Source organism: Martelella mediterranea (genome assembly GCF_021021415.1).
Taxonomy (GTDB): Bacteria; Pseudomonadota; Alphaproteobacteria; order Rhizobiales; family Rhizobiaceae; genus Martelella; species Martelella mediterranea_C.
Genome location: NZ_JAINWJ010000007.1, coordinates 171942 through 189378, shown reverse-complemented (window position 1 = coordinate 189378; position 17437 = coordinate 171942). Strand labels below are relative to the sequence as shown.

The following is a 17437-nucleotide window of genomic DNA, read 5'->3' as shown; positions in this document are numbered from 1 at the left end:
AACTGCCATGCGAAACGGCCGCCGGCGGTGATGCCGGCGGCCCGCAGCGATCATTGCAGATCGTTCAGCTCGTATTTGATTTCCTCCACGGCTTCCGCCGGCTCCATTTCGCCGTTGAGCGTCGGCACGAAATAGGTGGACATGACGTCATAGATCGGCCCGGCAACGCCCGCGAGCGGCGATTTGGGGTCGAAAATCATGTTTTCCGTCACGCTCGAATAGGTGGCGTTCGGCTGCATACCCTGGTAGTCCGCCGATTCCGTCACCGGACCGTAGGCCGGGATGTGACCCGCCGTCGCCCAGAACAGCGAGTTCTTCGCCATCCACGACATGACTTCCAGGACGGCCGCCTTCTTCTCCGCGCTCATCTCCTTGCCGGAATTGGCGGGGATGGCGAATGAATGGCTGTCGGCATAGGTCGCGGGGTGGTCGAAGATCACCGGAAGCTCGACGGCGCCCCATTCGAACAGCTTGCCCTCTTCCTTGAGGTCGATCATGGTCGGGACTTCCCACACGCCGTTGATCATCAGCGGCGATTCGCCGGAAGTGAACAGCGCCACGGTGGCGGGATAATCGGTATAGGTGGTCTGAAGCCCGTCATTGGTCCAGCCCTGCAGCACGGCGAGAGCGTTTTGCAGCTTCTCGGCGTTGTCGCCGGCGAGGAATTCGCCGTCGGACATCAGCTCGCCGTCCTGCTGGCCCATGAGGGAGTAGATCGTGCGGAACATGAAGGTGCCGTCCGCGGTGGTCGAGGCGAGCGGAAACTCCGCGCCCGCGTCCTTCAGGCCCTTCAGCGTGGCCTCGAAGCCTTCGCGGGAATCAAGCCCCATCGGCTTGCCGTCCTCGGTCAGGAGACCGGCTTCGGCGAGCGCGTCCTTGTTGTAGTAGAGCACGATCGGATGGGTGTCGAAAGGCACGGCATACTGCTTGCCGTCCACCGTCACCGCGTCCCAGGTCGCCGGCGCGTAATCGGCCTCGGACAGGCCCATCGTCTCCCAGTCCGCCGGCGTGATCTCCTGCAGGATGCCCTGGCTGACGGCAAGCGGAATGCGGCTTGCGTGATAGGTCATGATATCGGGACCTTCGCCGATCGCGGCGGAGGTTCGCACCTTCGAGTAGAACGGCGTGCCCCATTCCAGCGTGGTCGCGTCGATGGTGATCTCGCCTTCATGCTCGGCATTGAAATCGGAGATCAGCTGCTTCATGCGAACGCCGTCGCCGCCGCTGAGAAAGTCCCACCAGGTGACCGTTTCCTGAGCCTGGGCGGCGGTGGCGAATACCCCCGCGGCGATTATCGCGCCCATGGCCGCACCTAACATTCTAGCCATCGTCTTCTCCTCTCTTTGCAATACGGCCTCCCGCCGTATGGTTGACATGTTCGCCGCGCCGGCCCCGTTTCAGAAGGCATGCGGCGCGCCGTCTTGCTTGATTGCGCGCAGCGGCGGTCCGGCTGACGCTAGAGCGTCACCCGGATCATCGAGTAGGAATAGGCAGGCACCGTAATCGAAACCTTGCCGCCGGACACGCTTGCGCCGTCCTGCTTCACGGGTTTCACGTTTTCCGGATTTTCCTGCGTATTCACCGCTTCGAGGTCGTCATGCTTGATCAGCGTGTGCTCGACCGACCTGATTTCGCCGAAGCGCTCCAGCGCGAGATCAATCGTCATCGGCTCCTCTCCGTGACGGTTGATGGCGAAGAAGGTCAGTGTGCCCTCATCCGCGTCGTGGACGCCGGAAATGTCGAGATAGGACACATTGGCCGCGATATCGGCGTTATAAGTGGCGCAATCGACGTCGAGCGCCAGCGCCGTGCCGCGGCCATAGCGCGAGGCAAGCTGGAAGGGATGATAGATTGTCTGCTTCCAGGCCGCGCCGCCGGGCGCCGTCATGATCGGCGCGATGACGTTCACGAGCTGGGCGATGCAGGCAATGCTCACCACATCCGAGCGGCGGATGAAGGTGTTGATGATGCAGCCAACCTGGAGCACATCCTCGAAATTGTAGATGTCTTCGAGAAGCACCGGCGCGTGCGGCCAGTCCCACTCCTTCATGCGTTTTTCGTCCGCCTCGCGCTCGTGATACCAGACATTCCACTCATCGAAGGAGATCTTGACGTTCTTTTTCGAGCGCTTCTTGGCCTTGATGTAGTCGATCACGCCGCTGACCGTGCCGATATAGCGGTCGAGCTTTTCCGGCAGCGCCAGATATTCGCGCGTGTTCTTCTCGTAGTTCATGAAATACATGTGCAGCGAGATATAGTCGACCTGGTCATAGGTCTCGTCCAGCACCGTGGCTTCCCATTGCGGGAAGGTCGGCATGTCGGAATGGGACGAGCCGCAGACCACCAGTTCGAGCTTGTCGTCGAAGGCGCGGATCGCCTTGGCGGTCTCGTTGGCGAGATGGCCATATTCGGCGGCGGATTTGTGACCGACCTGCCAGGGGCCATCCATCTCGTTGCCGAGGCACCAGAGCTTGACGTTCCACGGATCGGCCTGGCCGTTCTTGCGGCGCAGGTCGGACCAGTAGCTGCCGCCTGGATGATTGACATATTCGACGAAATTGCGCGCCGCATCGAGCCCGCGCGAGCCGAGATTGACGGCCAGCATCATCTCGGTATTGGCGGCTTCGGCCCAGCGGGCGAATTCGTGGATGCCGACCTGGTTGGATTCCGCCGTCCGCCAGGCTAGGTCGAGACGGGTGGGGCGCTCGCTCTGCGGGCCGATGCCGTCCTCCCAGTTATAGGCCGATACGAAATTGCCGCCGGGATAGCGGCAGATCGGGGTATCCAGCTCACGCACGAGATCGATGACGTCACGGCGCATGCCGTTGTCATCGGCGGTGGGATGGTCAGGCTCATAGATGCCGGTGTATACTGCGCGTCCGAGATGCTCAAGAAACGAGCCGTAGAGCCTCGGATCGATCATGGAAATGGTGAAGTTCTTGTGCGCTGTGACGCGGGCCTGCATGCTTCCTCCCCGGTATTTTGTTTTTTGGTGCAAACCAATATTTATGGATAATAAAGACCCGATTGTTCCGTTCGTCAAGCGGTTTTCAGGGTGTGCGCCGGTTCGTTTTGCGCCCGGCAGGGCTATCGGGTCGTCATGCGCAGGACGATATCCTGATCGTAATTGCCGAACCCTTTGCCGAAAATATTGATGCCGCCCGGGTGGCGGGCCTCGTCGCGCACGCTCAGACAGAGGCGGATCGAATGTTTCTGATCGAGCCCGAGATCGGCAAGGCAGATGTCCGACATCCTGATGCCGTCGACAAAGGAGCCTTCGTCGGTCACGCGAAAACGCTTCAGCATGCCGTATTGCGAGCCCTTCAGCTTCCACCAGTCGGGTGTGAACACGCCGCGACGGTCACCGAAATCGCCGGGCGAGGTCCACTGGCCGATATCGACGCCATTGACGGTGATGGTGATGTCGGACGGCCAGTCCGGATTGGTGCCCGGCATTTCGGAGGAAAGCTCCAGCGAGAACTCAAGCTCGGCGACGTCGCGGTTGTCGAGCCGGGCGTTGTTGGGAAACTGGTACTCCACCGAGCCGCGCGTGAACCAGATCAGCCCCGCCTTCATCCGTGCCGGATCGAGGAAGGAATCGGGCACATCCAGAAGCCCGATAATCCCTTCGTCGGTGCACAGTCCGCAGGGCGCGCTGACGTCGCAGGCCGTATAAAGGCCGACGGGCATCGCCACCTCGATCGCGTCATTGCGGCGTTCCTCCGCGGCATCGCCGAAGAGGATGACAACCTCATCGTAGATGCTGGTGCAGACCTTCTGATTGCCCTTGCGCGCCCGCTGGCTCTCGGTCCGGATCAGCCCGGCATCTTCCAGCAACTGCACACTGAGCGAAACCGTCGACTGCGGCAGGTCGAGGATTTCTCCGATTTCCTTGACGTTGAGCGCGCCCTTGCGGCGAAGCAGCTTGAGCACCGAAATGCGCGCAGGCGCGGCGAGCCCTTTGATGACATGCATGTCCTTTTCAGGATCTACAACAAGGAATTTACGTGACATGGATATGTTCGCTGCTGGAAGGCTTCCGGGAAAACGTTCATATCAGGATTCTTGGCGTGGTCAAATTTCAACGTTTACGGAAGCGGCAGGGCAGGCCTGCGCCGACAACTGATTGTCCCTCCGCATAGATGCGTGGCAGCGGCGGAGACCGGCTGAAGGCCGCCGGTCCCGAGAGCGCAGGTTGTCGTCAGCGACCGCCTTCAATCTTGCGGAATCGCTGCGCCGCGCCGGCGATCCCATAGGGGTAATCCGGCATGGGCTGGTCGGAGACCTCCGACAGGCGCTTGATCTCATCTGCGGAAAGCTGAAGTTTCGCCGCGCCGAGATTGTCGGCGAGCTGTGCTTCGGTGCGCGCACCGACAATGACGGAGGTGACGGCGGGTTGCGCCGCGAGCCAGGCCAGCGCCACCTGCGCCATGCTGGCATTGTGCGCGCCGGCGATATCCTCCAGCGCGTCCAGCACCGCCCAGGTCACGGATTTGGTATTGTGCTTGTCATAGGCTTCCATGCCACGCGCGGGGTTTTCGCCGAGCCTTGTGGCGCCTGTCGGCATCTGATCGCGCTTGTACTTGCCGGAAAGCCAGCCGCCGGCAAGCGGCGACCACGGCAAAAGCCCCATGCCGGCATCCGCGCAGGCCGGCACGATCTCGTGCTCGATGCCGCGGGCAAGGAGATTGTATTGCGGCTGAAGCGTCACCGGGGCGGCAAAGCCGTTCGCTTTCGCCAGCCACACCGCCTTGGTCAGATGCCAGCCGAGAAAATTCGAGAAGCCGTAATAGGCGATCTTGCCGCTGGCGATGGCATCATCGAGGAAGCGCAGCGATTCCTCCAGCGGCGTCAGCGCGTCCCAGGCATGAAGCTGGTAGAGGTCGATCTGCTCGACGCCGAGGCGGGCCAGCGAGGCATCGAGCGCTTCGGCCAGGTTCTTGCGCGAGAGGCCGATGCGGTTCGGCCCGTTGCCCATGGGAAACCGGGCCTTGGTGGCGATCACCAGCTCCTTGGTGATGCCGGGCTTCTGCTTCAGCCAGCGCCCGACGATCTCCTCAGAGAGGCCGGTCGAGTAGACGTTGGCGGTATCGATGAAGTTGCCGCCGGCCTCGACATAGGCGTCCATCAGCCGGAAGGATGTCGCCTCGTCGGCCTCGTCGCCGAAGGTCATGGTGCCGAGGCAGAGACTGGTCACCACGGTGCCGCTGTTTCCAAGTCTGCGATAATCCATGAGCGTTTCCTTTCTGTTGACTGATGGCAGAGGCGGTCGCGCGGCTCAGCGCGCCGCCCAGTTGGCGCCGCGCCGGAAGATGGTCGCCATTTCCGGAACCTGGAACTCGCTGGCGATGTGGCCGAGCGAGGAATAGAACACCTTTCCCTTGCCGTGGCGGCGCTTCCAGGCCACCGGCATGACCACGCCGTCGATCCATTCCGCATGGTCGCCTCTGAAGGTAGTGGTGGCCAGCACCTCGTTGGAGGGGTCGACATGCATGTAATACTGCTCCGAATGATAGGGGAAATCGGAAATCCCCTCCATGATCGGGTCGTCTGGCTTCGTCACATTGACCGTGTAGTCGATGATATTGCCGGGATGGGCGACCCACTGGCCGCCGATGATGAACTGGTAGTCGACCGAATCGCGGAAGGCATCGCCCGCACCGCCGTGATAGCCGGCAATGCCGACGCCGCTCTCCACGGCCGCGGAGAGGTTCTTGACCTCCTCCTTCTCGATCTTCGACATGGTCATAATCGGAACGATCAGGCTCAAATCCTTGATCTGTGGATCGGCGAAGGCCTCGGTGGAATGTTCGAGATAGACCTTGAACCCGTCCTCCTGCAGCATGTCGCGGATGATGTGGGCGCATTCCTCCGGCTCGTGGCCGCTCCAGCCGCCCCAGACAATGAGTGCTTCGCGCATGATATCTCTCCTCTCGCATCAGCCGGCATCCCGCCGGCCGGGTTGATGGTTTCTCGCCCTTCGGCCTATTTGCCGAGCGCGCCGTCGATCAGCGAATCCGACAGCGGCGCCGGCCGCGCGACGGTGGTGGTGATCCCGACGGTCTTTTCGGTTTCGGCGGCGGTGGTGAAGGCCTCCATCACCTCCAGCACATGCAGGGCCAGATCGCCGTTCGCCCTGTGCGGCCTGTCATTGCGGATCGCATAGGCCATATCGGCAAGCCCGATCGAGCGGTAATTGCCGTCGGCATAGGGCTGGTCGACGGGCTGATCCTCGAAGTCTCCGCCCTTCTTCAGCAGCGAGACGGGCCCGGCGAAGAAATTGGGGTCGGGAACCAAGAGCGTTCCCTCGGTGCCGTAGATCTCGATCGGCAGATGCTTGTGGCCTGCCACGTCGAAGCTCATCGTCACCTGCACGACCGCGCCGTTTTCGAAGATCAGCGTGCCGGCGATATGGGTCGGCACCTTGACGGAAATCATGTCGCCCCGGCGCGGTTCGCTGGTGATCTCGCGTTCCCGGCGCAGCATGGTTGCAAAACCGGCAACCTTCTTCACGGGGCCGAACAGGTTGACCAAGTCGGTGATGTAATAAGGGCCCATGTCGAGCATCGGCCCGCCGCCGATATCGTAGTAGAAATCGGGATTGGGGTGCCAGGATTCATGGCCCGGCCGCATGAAGCTCGCCGTGCCGCCGACGGCAAGGCCGAGCGCGCCGCTGTCGACCAGCGCGCGCGCCGTCTGGTGGCCGCCGCCGAGAAACGTATCGGGGGCCGCGCCGATCCTGAGTCCTGCCCTGGCGGCGGCGTCCGCGAGCGTCTTGCCCTCGGCGAAGGTGATGCCGAGCGGCTTTTCCGAATAGGTATGCTTGCCGGCCTCAAGCGCTCTCAAGCCCACCGCGACATGGGCGCGCGGAATGGTCAGGTTGAGGATGATCTCGACCTTGGGGTCGGCCAGAAGCGCGTCGATCGTGCTGACGGGCACGTTGAATTCGGCCGCCTTCGCCTCGGCTGCCGCCTGGTTGAGGTCGGCGACGCCGCGAATGTCGAGAATGTCGAATCCGGCCATCGCCTTCAGATAGGCGCCCGAAATATTGCCGCATCCGATGATGCCGATACCTACTTTTTCCATTTCTCACTCCTCCCAAAGCGCGAAGCCCGGCGTTCAAAGCGCAGGGCCGGTTGTGCTCCATGGCGATTCATACAGTTCGTAAAGCGCGACGGCCGCCGCTCCCCGCGCCCAGAAAAAATCCTCGGCGTCGTCGAAGACCAGTTCGCTGACATCGGCGAGCGATGGCGGGATCGCGCTGTTGAAGGCCTTTGTCAGCCGGTCGATGAAGGGTTTGCCGAGCGCAAGGCTGGACCCCACGAGAATAACGCGCGGCGGGGCGAAAAGGGTGACGATGTTGGCGACCGTCACGCCGATGGCATCGCCGGCGCGCTCCGCCGCCGACATGATCTGCGCGTCCTTGGCCTTGATCAGCGTCTGGGCATGCGAAATGCCGCGCCCCAGCCGCACGGCATCGGCATAAAGCCCTTCGCGCGGGCCGTCGCCGAGGATCGCGCTTTCGCCGGCAAGGCTTGCCAGCCGCGACATGCTGTCGGCGCTGCTGCCGAGCACGAGGTCGCCGAGATTGTGGCTGAGCCCGCCCGCGCCGCGAAAGAGCTGGCTGTTGTGCAGCACGCCGAGCCCCAGCGTCCGCTCCAGCGAGACCAGCACCATGTCCTCGAGATGGCGCGCCTTGCCGAACCAGTGATGGGCGAGCGTGACGGCGTGGACATCGCTTTCGATGATCGTCCGGATGCCGAAGCGCGGCGACATGACGGCGGCGAAATCCACATTCTCGTCGCGGAAGATCGGGCTGGAGCGCACCACGCCGGTGCGGTGCTCGACCACGCCGGGAATGCCGAGACAGATCATGTTGATTTCCGAAAGCGTCAACCCGCTATCCATCACGCAGGCGCGCACGCCGTCTTCCACCAGATCGGCGATGACATCGATTGGCATCCGGTCAATGCGCACGGGGAGCGAAAACTCAGAAAGCACCTCGCCGCAGAAATCGGACACCACGAAGGTCATGCGCGTTGCCGCGATCTTCGCTCCGACAACCCGGGAAGCCTCGGGGTTGAGCTCGAGCATCACCCGGGGGCGACCGCGTGCGGCGGCATTGCGCAGGTCGCCCTCGTGCCGCGACAGAATAAGACCGTCATCGATCAGCGATCCCGTGATCGCCGAAACCGTGCTGGTCGACAGTTCGGTGCGCTTGCTGATCTCGATGCGCGCGATCGGGCCGTTGCGCCGGATCGTGTCCAGCACGCTCAACCGGTTGATTGCTCGCATCAATTCAGGATCAGCGGTCTTCATGGAGGCTCGTCGGGCAGCTTCAGGGCAGGGGTTTAATTTTTCCGCATCACGAAATAATTTATGTCTTTTCTTAGTCCCGGTCCCGCGCGCCATGCAAGCGATTTCTGCGCGATATGGCTATTTTTAAGGCATTGTGCCGCGCTCGGGGCAAATACCGGTTGACAAAAAACAGGTCTCGACATTTATTTAATCCGGATACTGCAAAAAGTGCTTTGGGAGGAGTGCGATATGTCAAGTACTACCAAATGGCTTCGTTACGGCGCCGTCGCCGCAGGTTTCACAGCCCTTGCGACGACCGCGAACACGGCATCGGCTGAAACCGTCATCAAATGGCTCCATCTGGAAAACCAGGAGCCGGTCGTGGAAGTCTGGCGCCAGGTGGCCGACGAGTTCGAAGAGGCCAATCCGGGCGTCACGATCGAGATGCAGTTCCTGGAAAACCAGGCCTTCAAGGCGAAACTGCCGACCCTGCTGCAATCATCCGAGATTCCCAGCCTGTTCTACACCTGGGGCGGCGGCGTTCTGGAGGCGCAGGCCGAAACCGGCGTCCTCAGGGACATTACGCCGGCGCTTGATGCCGACAACAACAAATGGCGCGACACGCTGAAACCGTCGTCGATTGCCGGGATGACATTTGACGACCAAGTCTGGGCCGCGCCGGTGCTGAACGGCGTCGTCTCGTTCTTCTACAACAAGGAACTGTTCGACAAGGCCGGTGTGGACGGCACCTCGATCGGAACCTGGGATGACTTCATGGGCGCGGTCAAGACCTTGAAGGAAGCCGGGATCACCCCGATTGCCGGCGGCGGCGGCGACAAGTGGCCGATCCATTTCTACTGGGGCTATCTCGCCATGCGCGAGGCGGGTCATGACGGCTTCATGGCGGCCAAGGCCGGCGAAAATGGCGGTTTCGCGGGTGAGCCCTTCGTCGCGGCCGGCGAGAAGCTTGCAGCGCTTGGCGCGCTTGAACCCTTCCAGAACGGCTATCTCGGCGCGACCTGGAACGATGCGCTGGCAGCCTTCGGCGACGGTCGCGCGGCGATGATCCTGTCGTTTGAAAGCACCGGTCGGACCCAGATCAGCAATTCCACCGACGGCAAGGGGCTGGCTGAAGACAATATCGGCCGTTTCGCCTTTCCCGTGATCGAGGGCGCGCCGGGCGTCGTCACCGACAATATGGGCGGGCTGACGGGCTGGGCCGTGACCAAGGACGCGCCGCCCGAGACCGAGAAATTCCTCGAATATTACACCAGCCCGGATGTCGCCCGCAGGATATCCGAGGTCCAGAAGGTCATTCCGGTCACGATCGGCGTTGCTGAATCGATCACCGATCCGCTTCTGAAGAGCAGCGCCGAGGCGCTGGCCGATGAAACCTGGCACCAGAACTATCTCGACCAGGATCTCGGGCCCAATGTCGGCGCCGTCGTCAACGACATGAGCGTCGCGATTGTCTCCGGCGCGACCTCGCCGGAAGACGCCGCCCAGCAGATCCAGGACACCTACGAACTGGAAAACATGTAGTTCGTTGTTCCGGGCGCCGGCTTGCCGGCGCCCGGCATTCAAGGCTCCTGATGTTCGGGGATGCGCTCGGCCGGCCTTTTTCACTGAACCCGGTTTAAATGCGCGATCTCCGGCTGCACGGGCCAGGCGGCATACCGCCGCCGCACTGCATGCGGGAAAATGCCAATGACGACCACCGACTCCATCCTGCCCGCGCCGGTCGGGCCTGCTCCGGGCAGGTCCAGAAGACGGCGCTCGCTGGCCCATACCAAATGGCCGGTGCTGATCATCTTCCTGCCGCCGGCGCTGGTGCTGTTCACGCTGCTCGTCATCCTGCCGATCGGCGAGGCGGCCTGGTACTCCTTCTTCAGCTGGAACGGCTACGGCGAACCGAGCAAGTGGGTCGATTTCCGCAACTACCAGCTTATCTTCCGCAATAGCGCCTTCACCAAGGCGCTGATCAATAACGGCCTGATCATCGCCGTCTCGATCGTCATCCAGCTTCCGCTGGCGCTGTGGCTCGCCTCCATGGTGACGAAGCAGATCAGGGGCGCGCTGTTCTTCCGGCTGATCTTCTTCCTGCCCTATGTGCTGGCCGATGTCGCTGCCGGCATGATCTGGCGTTTCGTCTATGACGGCGATTTCGGGCTGGTGGCCGGCATCTGGCATTTCTTCGGCGCGGAGCCGCCGTTTGTGCTGGCCAATCCCGATACCGCCATGTCGGCTATCCTCGCCGTGGTGGTCTGGAAATATTTCGGCTTCCACATGATGCTGTTCATCGCCGGCCTGCAGGCGATCGATCGCAGGATTCTGGAAGCGGCCGATATCGACGGGGCGACCGGCTGGCAGAAATTCCGGCTGGTGACGCTGCCGATGCTCGGCTCCACCGTGCGGCTTTCGGTGTTCTTCGCCGTCATCGGCTCGCTCCAGCTTTTCGATCTGATCATGCCGCTCACCGGCGGCGGGCCGGCCAACTCGACCCAGACCATGGTGACCTTCCTCTACAATTTCGGCGTTACCCGCATGCAGGTCGGTTTCGGCAGCGCCGTCGGCGTCATTCTGTTCATCATCTGCGTCACGCTGGCCTTCAGCTACAAACGGATATTCATGAAAAATGACTGAGATTTCCGAAAGCGCGCCGATCGATGCGGCAAAATCCGGCGGGGAAGGCCGCAAGCTCAATGCCGGCACCAAGACCTATCTCTATGTCTCGCTGCTGCTTGTCGCCGGCATTGTCATCATCCCGCTCATCACCACCGCGCTTGGCGGCTTCAAGACGCTGCCGGACCTGCGCGGCAGTCCGTTCGGCCTGCCCGATCAATGGCAGTGGAGCAATTACACCGATATCCTGATCTCGAAGCGCTATTGGCTGCAGATGGGCAATTCGCTGCTGATCGCGGTGTTTACCGTGTTTCTGACCATCGTGTTCGCCGCCTGCGCCGCCTTCTGCTTCGCCCATATCCGTTTCTTCGGTTCGGATTATCTGCTCAACTATTTCCTGATCGGGCTGATGTTCCCGGCGGCCACCGCCATCCTGCCGCTTTATATCCGCATCCGCGATCTCGGCCTGCTCGATACCTATTGGGGCGTGATCCTGCCGCAGGTGGCCTTCGGGCTCGGCATGAGCATCCTGCTGTTTCGCAATTATTTCCGCAACCTGCCGGAGGAGCTGTTCGACGCCGCCTTCGTCGACGGCTGCGGCTATATCGGCTTTTTCTGGCATGTGACCATGCCGCTGTCGCGGCCGATCATCGCCACGGTCGGCATCATCGCCTTCGTGCAGAGCTGGAACAGCTACATCATTCCATTGATCATGCTGAACACGGAGAGCCGCTATCCCTGGCCGCTCGGCATCATGGTCTACAAGGGCGAGTTCGCGACCGAATGGCAGCTTGTGCTCGCCTTCATCACGCTGACCATCCTGCCGACGATCATCGCCTTCTTTATCGCCCAGAAACACATCATCGCCGGGCTTACAGCCGGCGCCGTGAAATCGTGAACCCTCCGGGAGCTTGTCGAAAATGGCATCCGTCGAACTCAGCAATATCAGAAAGTCCTACGGCGCTCTCGAGGTCATCCACGGCGTTTCGCTTTCGATCGAGGATGGCGAGTTCGTCGCCCTTGTCGGACCGTCGGGCTGCGGGAAATCCACGCTGTTGCGCATGATCGCCGGCCTTGAGGAAATCACCGGCGGCGATATTTCGATCGGCGGGGAGATCGTCAACGATCTGACGCCGCGCGAGCGCAACATCGCCATGGTGTTCCAGTCCTACGCGCTCTATCCGCATATGACGGTGGCCGAAAACATGGGCTTCAACCTGCGTCTCGCCAAGCGCCCGAAAGCGGAAATCGAGGAGCGCGTCGGCGAGGCGGCGCGGATGCTGGACCTGACGGCGCTGCTCGACCGCAAGCCCTCGCAGCTTTCCGGCGGCCAGCGTCAGCGCGTCGCGATGGGCCGGGCGGTGGTGCGCGATCCGGCGGTGTTCCTGTTCGACGAGCCGCTGTCGAACCTCGACGCCAAGCTCAGGGTCCAGATGCGCGCGGAGATCAAGACGCTGCATCAGCGCGTGGAGACCACATCGGTCTATGTCACCCATGACCAGATCGAGGCGATGACGCTGGCCGACCGGGTGGTGGTGCTCAACCAGGGCCGGATCGAGCAGCAGGGCACGCCGATCGAGCTTTACAGGAAACCGGCAAACCTGTTTGTCGCCGCCTTCATCGGCTCGCCGGCGATGAACCTTCTCCCCGGCACGATCGTCGCCGCGGACGGCGCGCCGGCGGTGCGCTTTGCCGATGGCACGGTGCTGGCGATCTCCGGCGACCATGCCGACCTCACGCCCGACCGCAAGGTTACGGTCGGCCTGCGCCCCGAACACCTCAATCCCGATATCGGAACCGGCTCGGTGATCAACGGCACGGCGCTGCTGGTGGAGCCGACCGGCGCGCAGAGCCATGTCGTGTTCGAACTCGGCGGCCAGCATGTGACGGCGATCGTCGACGGCGAACGCGAAATCCACCACGGCCAGCCCTTCGAGGCCAAGATCGACCCCGAACGCGTCCACATCTTCGACAGCGAGACCGGCGAGGCGCTGTAGCCGGGCTGGAAACGGGCGCGCGAATGGGGAGGGCCGGCGGGCGGTCAGCCCTGCCCCTGCGTTTGGCGGCGTTGCGGCGATGGGTGGAACAATGCGCTGACGGCGGACGCGATTTCGGGGCCGCAGGCGCGCACCGGGCCGCCTTGGCGGAGCAGGTCGGGAAGCGCGGAGCGTTCGACAACGGCGCCAGCCTCTTCCGCGATCAGAATGCCCGCCAGGACGTCCCAGCAATTGAGGTGAGCCTCGTAATAGAGCTCGGCTTTGCCCTCAGCCACGCGCAAGAGTCCGAGAGCCGCGGCTCCGATGCGGCGGTGATCGAAGCCTTGCTCGTGGAGGTTCAGGAGCAGATCGAGATATGGGCCGATCGCGGTGCGGCGGGAATGGCCGGTGAGCGCCAATGCGGCCTGCGGGTCATCATTGCCCGAGGCGGAAAGCCGGTTGTCGCCGTTAAATGCGCCATGGCCACGGCGGGCGTGGAACACGGTCTGCGTGGTCGCGTCGAAGATCGCGCCGAGCATGATCTCGCCATCGGCCACCAGTGCGATTGAAACGCCCCAGTCGGGCAGGCGGCGCATGTAATTGTTGGTGCCGTCGATCGGATCGATGACCCAGACCGGGCCGTCGCCGCCCGTCCGGCCGGTCTCCTCGCCCACAAAGCCGTCCTCGGGAAAGTCGCGGGCGATCGCCGCGCGGATCAGCGCCTCGCATTCCCGGTCGGCATTGGTGACGAAATCCTGAAGCCCCTTGTTTGCGATCGAAATCGCGGCGTCGTCTCGCTGAAGCTGAAGCGCCCGTTCGCCGGCGCTTTGAGCGAGCGCCTGCGCGAACGCATAGCGCGCGTCAATGTCATGTTCGGACAGGCTGGTCATGCAGCCGACTTTCGTTCCACCAGCCGCACGGGCGTGGTTTCCAGCCGCGCCGGAAGGTCGGGATCGGCGATGCGGCTTTCGAGGAAATCGATCGCCGCCTCGGTCTGCAGGTCGCAGGCCTGGTGGAAGGTTGTCAACCGGTAGGCGTCCCAGCCTGCCTGGGGAATATCATCATGGCCGATGATCCTGAGGCCGGGATGGTCCCGGTCGCGTCCAAGGCGCGCCAGCGCATCGATGACGCCGCAGGCCATGTAGTCGTTGACGCAAAACAGCGCCTCGGCGGCGCTGTCGGCCAGCGCGGCGCCCTGTTCGAAGCCCGATTTGTAGTCGTTGACCGGCACGCCGATCACCTCGAGTTCGGCGCCGAGCTCCTCGGCGCGCGCGATGAAGGCCTGTCTGCGGCTGCGGCCGGTGAAGGACAGGTGCGGCGAGGCCATGACGGCCAGCCGCCGACAGCCGGCATCGAAGAAATAGTCGGCCGCCGCCCGGGCGGCGACATCGTCGTCGTTGACCACGCGGTCCACCAGGGGAATGTTCTCGCCCTTATTGATCAGGACGATCGGTATGCCATTGCCGGCGCATTCCTCGCACAGCTCCGTCGGCGGGGCATCCGATGTGACGATGACGCCGGAAACCGAATATTGCAGCAATTGCCGGATGAAGGTCGTCACATCCTCCGAACGCGAGGTGGGCAGCAGGATCGGCCGCAGGTCGCGCGCCAGCAGGCCGCGCGTCAGGTGGTCGATCTGCATCGTCCGGAACGGATTGTCGAGGCCGGCGGCGACCACGCCGACCAGATCGGAGCGCTTGTTGATCAGGCTGCGGGCCAGATAATTGACGCGGTAGCCAAGCTCGTTGGCGGCCTTGATGACCTTCTGCCGGGTTTCCTCGGAGACGGAGGCATTGGGCGTGAAGGTGCGCGACACGGCGGCGCGGGAAACGCCGGCGTGCCGGGCGACATCATGGGACGTCACGGCCCGTTTCGGAAATACTGGATCGCTCATGTAATGTCGCTGGATGCCTCGCCGGTCTGCATCATCTCCGGCCGGTTGGTGCAGATACCCAGAACCGGAAGGTCGATCATGTCTTTCAGGATATCCGCCCGCTCCTCATGCCAGAGAACGATCTGCCGTTGCGAGCGGAAGATACGGTCGCAAAGCTCCGCTGTCACCTTGTCCTGCGGGCGCGGCCCGTCTTTTTCCCAGCATAGATGCACCAGATCGGCCCCTGCCTTTTCGGCCAGCGCCATCGGGTCCTTGCCCTGGCCTACCAGGACGGCAAGCGGGAGGTCGCAGCCGGCGTCGCGCAATTCGCGCACCTGCGTGGTGTCGAAGGAGCCGAGCGCGGCATAGCGCTGGTCGTGGTCCTCGAGTTCCTGCCAGCATTTCAGCCCGGTGCCCGGTGCCTTCAGCTCGACATAGAGGCCGGTGCCGCGTTCACGCCCAAGCGCGGCGACCTCGGCGAAGGTCGGCACATCGACGCTATCGAGGGCGGCCAACTCGGCCGCCGTCATCGCGGAAATCCGGGCATCGACGCCGAACACCCGTTCGAGATGGTCGTCATGGGAGACGACCACGACGCCGTCGCAGGTCAACTGGGTGTCGAGCTCCCACATATCCGCCCCGAGTTCGGAGGCGAGGCGAAAGGCCGCGAGGGTGTTTTCGACGGCGTGATCGCTCGCCCCGCGATGGGCGATGCAGAGCGGCGCGGATGCCGCCGGCCAGCCATAGCGCGCGATGAAAGCTGCAAGTCCGGGCGCGCCGCTCATAGGCGCGTCCCGTCCTGCTGAAACACCAGCAGATCGTCCGGGCGAACGCCCCAGCGCACCTCGTCGCCAATCGCGATGTCGTGACGCACCGGCTGGATCGAGCGGAGCACCGCGCCCGACGGCAGGGCAACGTCGTAGAGGTTCTCGCGCCCCTGGGTTTCCACGAAGCTGACGCGGCCGCCGACCGGGCTGCCGTCATTGCTGCCGAAGATTTCGGGGCGGATGCCGACGATGATCGGCGCGCCGTCCTCGGCCTTTTTCGCATTGGAGGGCATCGGCAGGATGACGTCGTCCTCGTCAAGCTTGATGACGCCTGCGTCCGCCCGGCCGTTGACGAAGGCGATCGGCGGATTGCCGAGAAAGCCCGCGACGAACTGGGTCTTCGGATTGCGGTACATGTCGGTCGGGGTGTCGATCTGGATGATCTGCCCCTCGTTCATAATCGCGATCCGGTCGCACATCGACATCGCTTCCACCTGGTCATGGGTGACGAGAATGGCTGTGATGCCGGTCTCCATCTGGATGCGGCGGATTTCCGAGCGCATTTCGAGGCGGAGCTTGGCGTCGAGATTGGCGAGCGGCTCGTCGAACAGCAGCACGGCGGGCTTGCGCACCAGCGCACGGGCCAGCGCCACGCGTTGCTGCTGGCCGCCGGAAAGCTGGCCGGGGCGGCGGTCGAGATAGCGGTCGATATGCACGAGTTCGGCGATCTGGCGGACCTCGCGGTCGATCTCGGCGCGGCTGGCATGGCGCACTTCCAGCGGGAAGGCGATGTTCTCGAACGCCGTCATATGCGGATAGAGCGCATAGTTCTGGAACACCACGCCGACATTGCGCTTCTGGCTCGGCACGCCCGACACGTCCTTGTCGCCGAACAGTATCCGCCCGCCATTGATGCGGTGGATGCCGGAAATGGCAAGCAGCGTCGTCGATTTGCCGCAGCCTGAAGGGCCGAGCAGCGCCAGCATTTCGCCGTCGTTCACCTCAAGGTTCATCTTGTCGATGACGGTGGTGTGGTCGAAGGTCTTGGTGAAATTTTCAAGCTTGATACGCATCAGCCTTTGGTGCCTCCGCTGAAGATGTTCATCAGCCGGTTCTGGAAGATGATGAACAGGATGATGACGGGCAGGGTGTAATAGAGCCCCACCGCCTTGAAGAGGTTGAAGTCATAGGTGATCGAGTCCTTCTGCGAGACCCGCTCGAGATAGACCGAGAGCACCCGGTAATCCGCCGTCGGGGCGAGAATGCGCGGCAGCACATATTCGCCCCAGGCGTCGAGGAAGGAGAACACGACGAGGGCGATCAGGCCGGGCTTGACCTGCGGCAGGATCAGCCGCCGCCAGACGGTGAAGCGCGAGGCCCCGTCCTGAACGCCCGCCATCTCGATTTCCCAGGGCACGGTGTCGTAAAACCCCTTCATGATCCAGATGCCGAAGGGCAGCATCAGCGATGCCTTGACGAAGACCACGCCGATCAGCGTGTCGTAGAGGCCGATGAACTGCAGCACCAGAAACACCCCGATGATCAGCGTCACCGAAGGAAAGGCGTGCATCACCATGATGCCGGCCAGAAAGAACTGCCGGAACGGCATGTTGAGGCGCGAAAGCGCATAACCGCCCATGGAGGACAGCGACACCACGATCGCCCCGATCGAGCAGGCGAAGATCAGCGTGTTGAGCGTTGCCGACCAGACATTGCCGGCAATCGACGGGTCGATCAGGAACTGCCAGTGTTCGAGGGTGAACTCGTCGGGGATCATCGAGCCCGGTGGCGAATTCGTAAAGCTGTCGATGAACACGAAGGCATACATGATCACCAGCGGCAGGCTGAGGAGCCCCAGCACCAGAATGAGCGGCCAGGCGGCGAAATTGCGTGACATTGTC

Annotated in this window: 16 protein-coding genes; 4 read left to right on the top strand and 12 right to left on the bottom strand. The window is 62.8% G+C overall.

What is annotated here, in order from left to right; genetic code table 11:
• Window positions 1–50: 50 nt before the first annotated feature.
• The 7 genes from K7H91_RS05375 to K7H91_RS05345 form a co-directional block, all read right to left on the bottom strand.
• The gene (locus K7H91_RS05375; protein ID WP_230719182.1) at window positions 51–1328 is read right to left on the bottom strand and encodes an extracellular solute-binding protein; all 1278 of its coding nucleotides are present in this window, start codon (window positions 1326–1328) and stop codon (window positions 51–53) included.
• Window positions 1329–1456: 128 nt separating this feature from the next.
• Complete coding sequence (locus tag K7H91_RS05370) at window positions 1457–2965, bottom strand: alpha-N-arabinofuranosidase (RefSeq protein WP_230719181.1); 1509 nt, start codon at window positions 2963–2965, stop codon at window positions 1457–1459.
• Window positions 2966–3087: 122 nt separating this feature from the next.
• Window positions 3088–4014 carry an ArsR/SmtB family transcription factor gene (locus tag K7H91_RS05365; protein WP_230719180.1) on the bottom strand — a complete coding sequence of 309 codons (927 nt, stop codon included), beginning with the start codon at window positions 4012–4014 and terminating at the stop codon, window positions 3088–3090.
• Window positions 4015–4201: 187 nt separating this feature from the next.
• On the bottom strand, window positions 4202–5233 hold the full coding sequence (locus tag K7H91_RS05360; protein WP_230719179.1) for an aldo/keto reductase: 1032 nt from the start codon (window positions 5231–5233) through the stop codon (window positions 4202–4204).
• 45 nt (window positions 5234–5278) lie between these two features.
• Window positions 5279–5920, bottom strand: a complete 642-nt coding sequence (locus K7H91_RS05355) for a ThuA domain-containing protein (protein ID WP_230719178.1) — start codon at window positions 5918–5920, stop codon at window positions 5279–5281.
• Window positions 5921–5985: 65 nt separating this feature from the next.
• A complete protein-coding gene (locus K7H91_RS05350) occupies window positions 5986–7086 on the bottom strand; it encodes a Gfo/Idh/MocA family protein (RefSeq protein ID WP_230719177.1) in 1101 nt (366 codons plus the stop codon).
• 33 nt (window positions 7087–7119) lie between these two features.
• Window positions 7120–8319, bottom strand: a complete 1200-nt coding sequence (locus K7H91_RS05345; RefSeq protein WP_230719176.1) for an ROK family transcriptional regulator — start codon at window positions 8317–8319, stop codon at window positions 7120–7122.
• 228 nt (window positions 8320–8547) lie between these two features.
• Here K7H91_RS05345 and K7H91_RS05340 point away from each other — a divergent pair, with 228 nt between their 5' ends.
• From K7H91_RS05340 to K7H91_RS05325, 4 genes are all read left to right on the top strand, one after another.
• On the top strand, window positions 8548–9840 hold the full coding sequence (locus K7H91_RS05340) for an extracellular solute-binding protein (RefSeq protein WP_230719175.1): 1293 nt from the start codon (window positions 8548–8550) through the stop codon (window positions 9838–9840).
• 165 nt (window positions 9841–10005) lie between these two features.
• Window positions 10006–10941: a carbohydrate ABC transporter permease gene (locus K7H91_RS05335; RefSeq protein ID WP_230719174.1), complete on the top strand. Its 936-nt coding sequence runs from the start codon at window positions 10006–10008 to the stop codon at window positions 10939–10941.
• Window positions 10934–11818, top strand: a complete 885-nt coding sequence (locus K7H91_RS05330) for a carbohydrate ABC transporter permease (RefSeq protein ID WP_018064702.1) — start codon at window positions 10934–10936, stop codon at window positions 11816–11818. Before K7H91_RS05335 ends, K7H91_RS05330 begins: the two co-directional genes overlap by 8 nt.
• A gap of 22 nt (window positions 11819–11840) precedes the next feature.
• On the top strand, window positions 11841–12917 hold the full coding sequence (locus tag K7H91_RS05325; RefSeq protein WP_230719173.1) for an ABC transporter ATP-binding protein: 1077 nt from the start codon (window positions 11841–11843) through the stop codon (window positions 12915–12917).
• Between the two features lie 44 nt (window positions 12918–12961).
• On the opposite strand, the gene K7H91_RS05320 is transcribed toward K7H91_RS05325, so the two are convergent.
• From K7H91_RS05320 to K7H91_RS05300, 5 genes are read right to left on the bottom strand one after another with little or no spacing between them, the layout of a single operon-like run.
• Window positions 12962–13786, bottom strand: coding sequence for an inositol monophosphatase family protein (locus K7H91_RS05320; RefSeq protein ID WP_230719172.1), 825 nt, complete (start codon window positions 13784–13786; stop codon window positions 12962–12964).
• Window positions 13783–14790, bottom strand: a complete 1008-nt coding sequence (locus tag K7H91_RS05315) for a LacI family DNA-binding transcriptional regulator (RefSeq protein WP_230719171.1) — start codon at window positions 14788–14790, stop codon at window positions 13783–13785. The genes K7H91_RS05320 and K7H91_RS05315 overlap by 4 nt, the downstream gene beginning before the upstream one ends.
• On the bottom strand, window positions 14787–15554 hold the full coding sequence (locus K7H91_RS05310; RefSeq protein WP_230719170.1) for a glycerophosphodiester phosphodiesterase: 768 nt from the start codon (window positions 15552–15554) through the stop codon (window positions 14787–14789). The genes K7H91_RS05315 and K7H91_RS05310 overlap by 4 nt, the downstream gene beginning before the upstream one ends.
• Complete coding sequence (locus K7H91_RS05305) at window positions 15551–16609, bottom strand: ABC transporter ATP-binding protein (RefSeq protein ID WP_230719169.1); 1059 nt, start codon at window positions 16607–16609, stop codon at window positions 15551–15553. The genes K7H91_RS05310 and K7H91_RS05305 overlap by 4 nt, the downstream gene beginning before the upstream one ends.
• Window positions 16609–17433, bottom strand: a complete 825-nt coding sequence (locus K7H91_RS05300) for a carbohydrate ABC transporter permease (protein WP_018064708.1) — start codon at window positions 17431–17433, stop codon at window positions 16609–16611. The genes K7H91_RS05305 and K7H91_RS05300 overlap by 1 nt, the downstream gene beginning before the upstream one ends.
• Window positions 17434–17437 lie beyond the last annotated feature (4 nt).

What these genes read in the sequence shown, in the direction of transcription:
- K7H91_RS05375 (WP_230719182.1), bottom strand. Translation starts at nt 1,328, where the DNA reads ATGGCTAGAATGTTAGGTGCGGCCATGGGCGCGATAATCGCCGCGGGG.
- K7H91_RS05370 (WP_230719181.1), bottom strand. Translation starts at nt 2,965, where the DNA reads ATGCAGGCCCGCGTCACAGCGCACAAGAACTTCACCATTTCCATGATC.
- K7H91_RS05365 (WP_230719180.1), bottom strand. Translation starts at nt 4,014, where the DNA reads ATGTCACGTAAATTCCTTGTTGTAGATCCTGAAAAGGACATGCATGTC.
- K7H91_RS05360 (WP_230719179.1), bottom strand. Translation starts at nt 5,233, where the DNA reads ATGGATTATCGCAGACTTGGAAACAGCGGCACCGTGGTGACCAGTCTC.
- K7H91_RS05355 (WP_230719178.1), bottom strand. Translation starts at nt 5,920, where the DNA reads ATGCGCGAAGCACTCATTGTCTGGGGCGGCTGGAGCGGCCACGAGCCG.
- K7H91_RS05350 (WP_230719177.1), bottom strand. Translation starts at nt 7,086, where the DNA reads ATGGAAAAAGTAGGTATCGGCATCATCGGATGCGGCAATATTTCGGGC.
- K7H91_RS05345 (WP_230719176.1), bottom strand. Translation starts at nt 8,319, where the DNA reads ATGAAGACCGCTGATCCTGAATTGATGCGAGCAATCAACCGGTTGAGC.
- K7H91_RS05340 (WP_230719175.1), top strand. Translation starts at nt 8,548, where the DNA reads ATGTCAAGTACTACCAAATGGCTTCGTTACGGCGCCGTCGCCGCAGGT.
- K7H91_RS05335 (WP_230719174.1), top strand. Translation starts at nt 10,006, where the DNA reads ATGACGACCACCGACTCCATCCTGCCCGCGCCGGTCGGGCCTGCTCCG.
- K7H91_RS05330 (WP_018064702.1), top strand. Translation starts at nt 10,934, where the DNA reads ATGACTGAGATTTCCGAAAGCGCGCCGATCGATGCGGCAAAATCCGGC.
- K7H91_RS05325 (WP_230719173.1), top strand. Translation starts at nt 11,841, where the DNA reads ATGGCATCCGTCGAACTCAGCAATATCAGAAAGTCCTACGGCGCTCTC.
- K7H91_RS05320 (WP_230719172.1), bottom strand. Translation starts at nt 13,786, where the DNA reads ATGACCAGCCTGTCCGAACATGACATTGACGCGCGCTATGCGTTCGCG.
- K7H91_RS05315 (WP_230719171.1), bottom strand. Translation starts at nt 14,790, where the DNA reads ATGAGCGATCCAGTATTTCCGAAACGGGCCGTGACGTCCCATGATGTC.
- K7H91_RS05310 (WP_230719170.1), bottom strand. Translation starts at nt 15,554, where the DNA reads ATGAGCGGCGCGCCCGGACTTGCAGCTTTCATCGCGCGCTATGGCTGG.
- K7H91_RS05305 (WP_230719169.1), bottom strand. Translation starts at nt 16,609, where the DNA reads ATGCGTATCAAGCTTGAAAATTTCACCAAGACCTTCGACCACACCACC.
- K7H91_RS05300 (WP_018064708.1), bottom strand. Translation starts at nt 17,433, where the DNA reads ATGTCACGCAATTTCGCCGCCTGGCCGCTCATTCTGGTGCTGGGGCTC.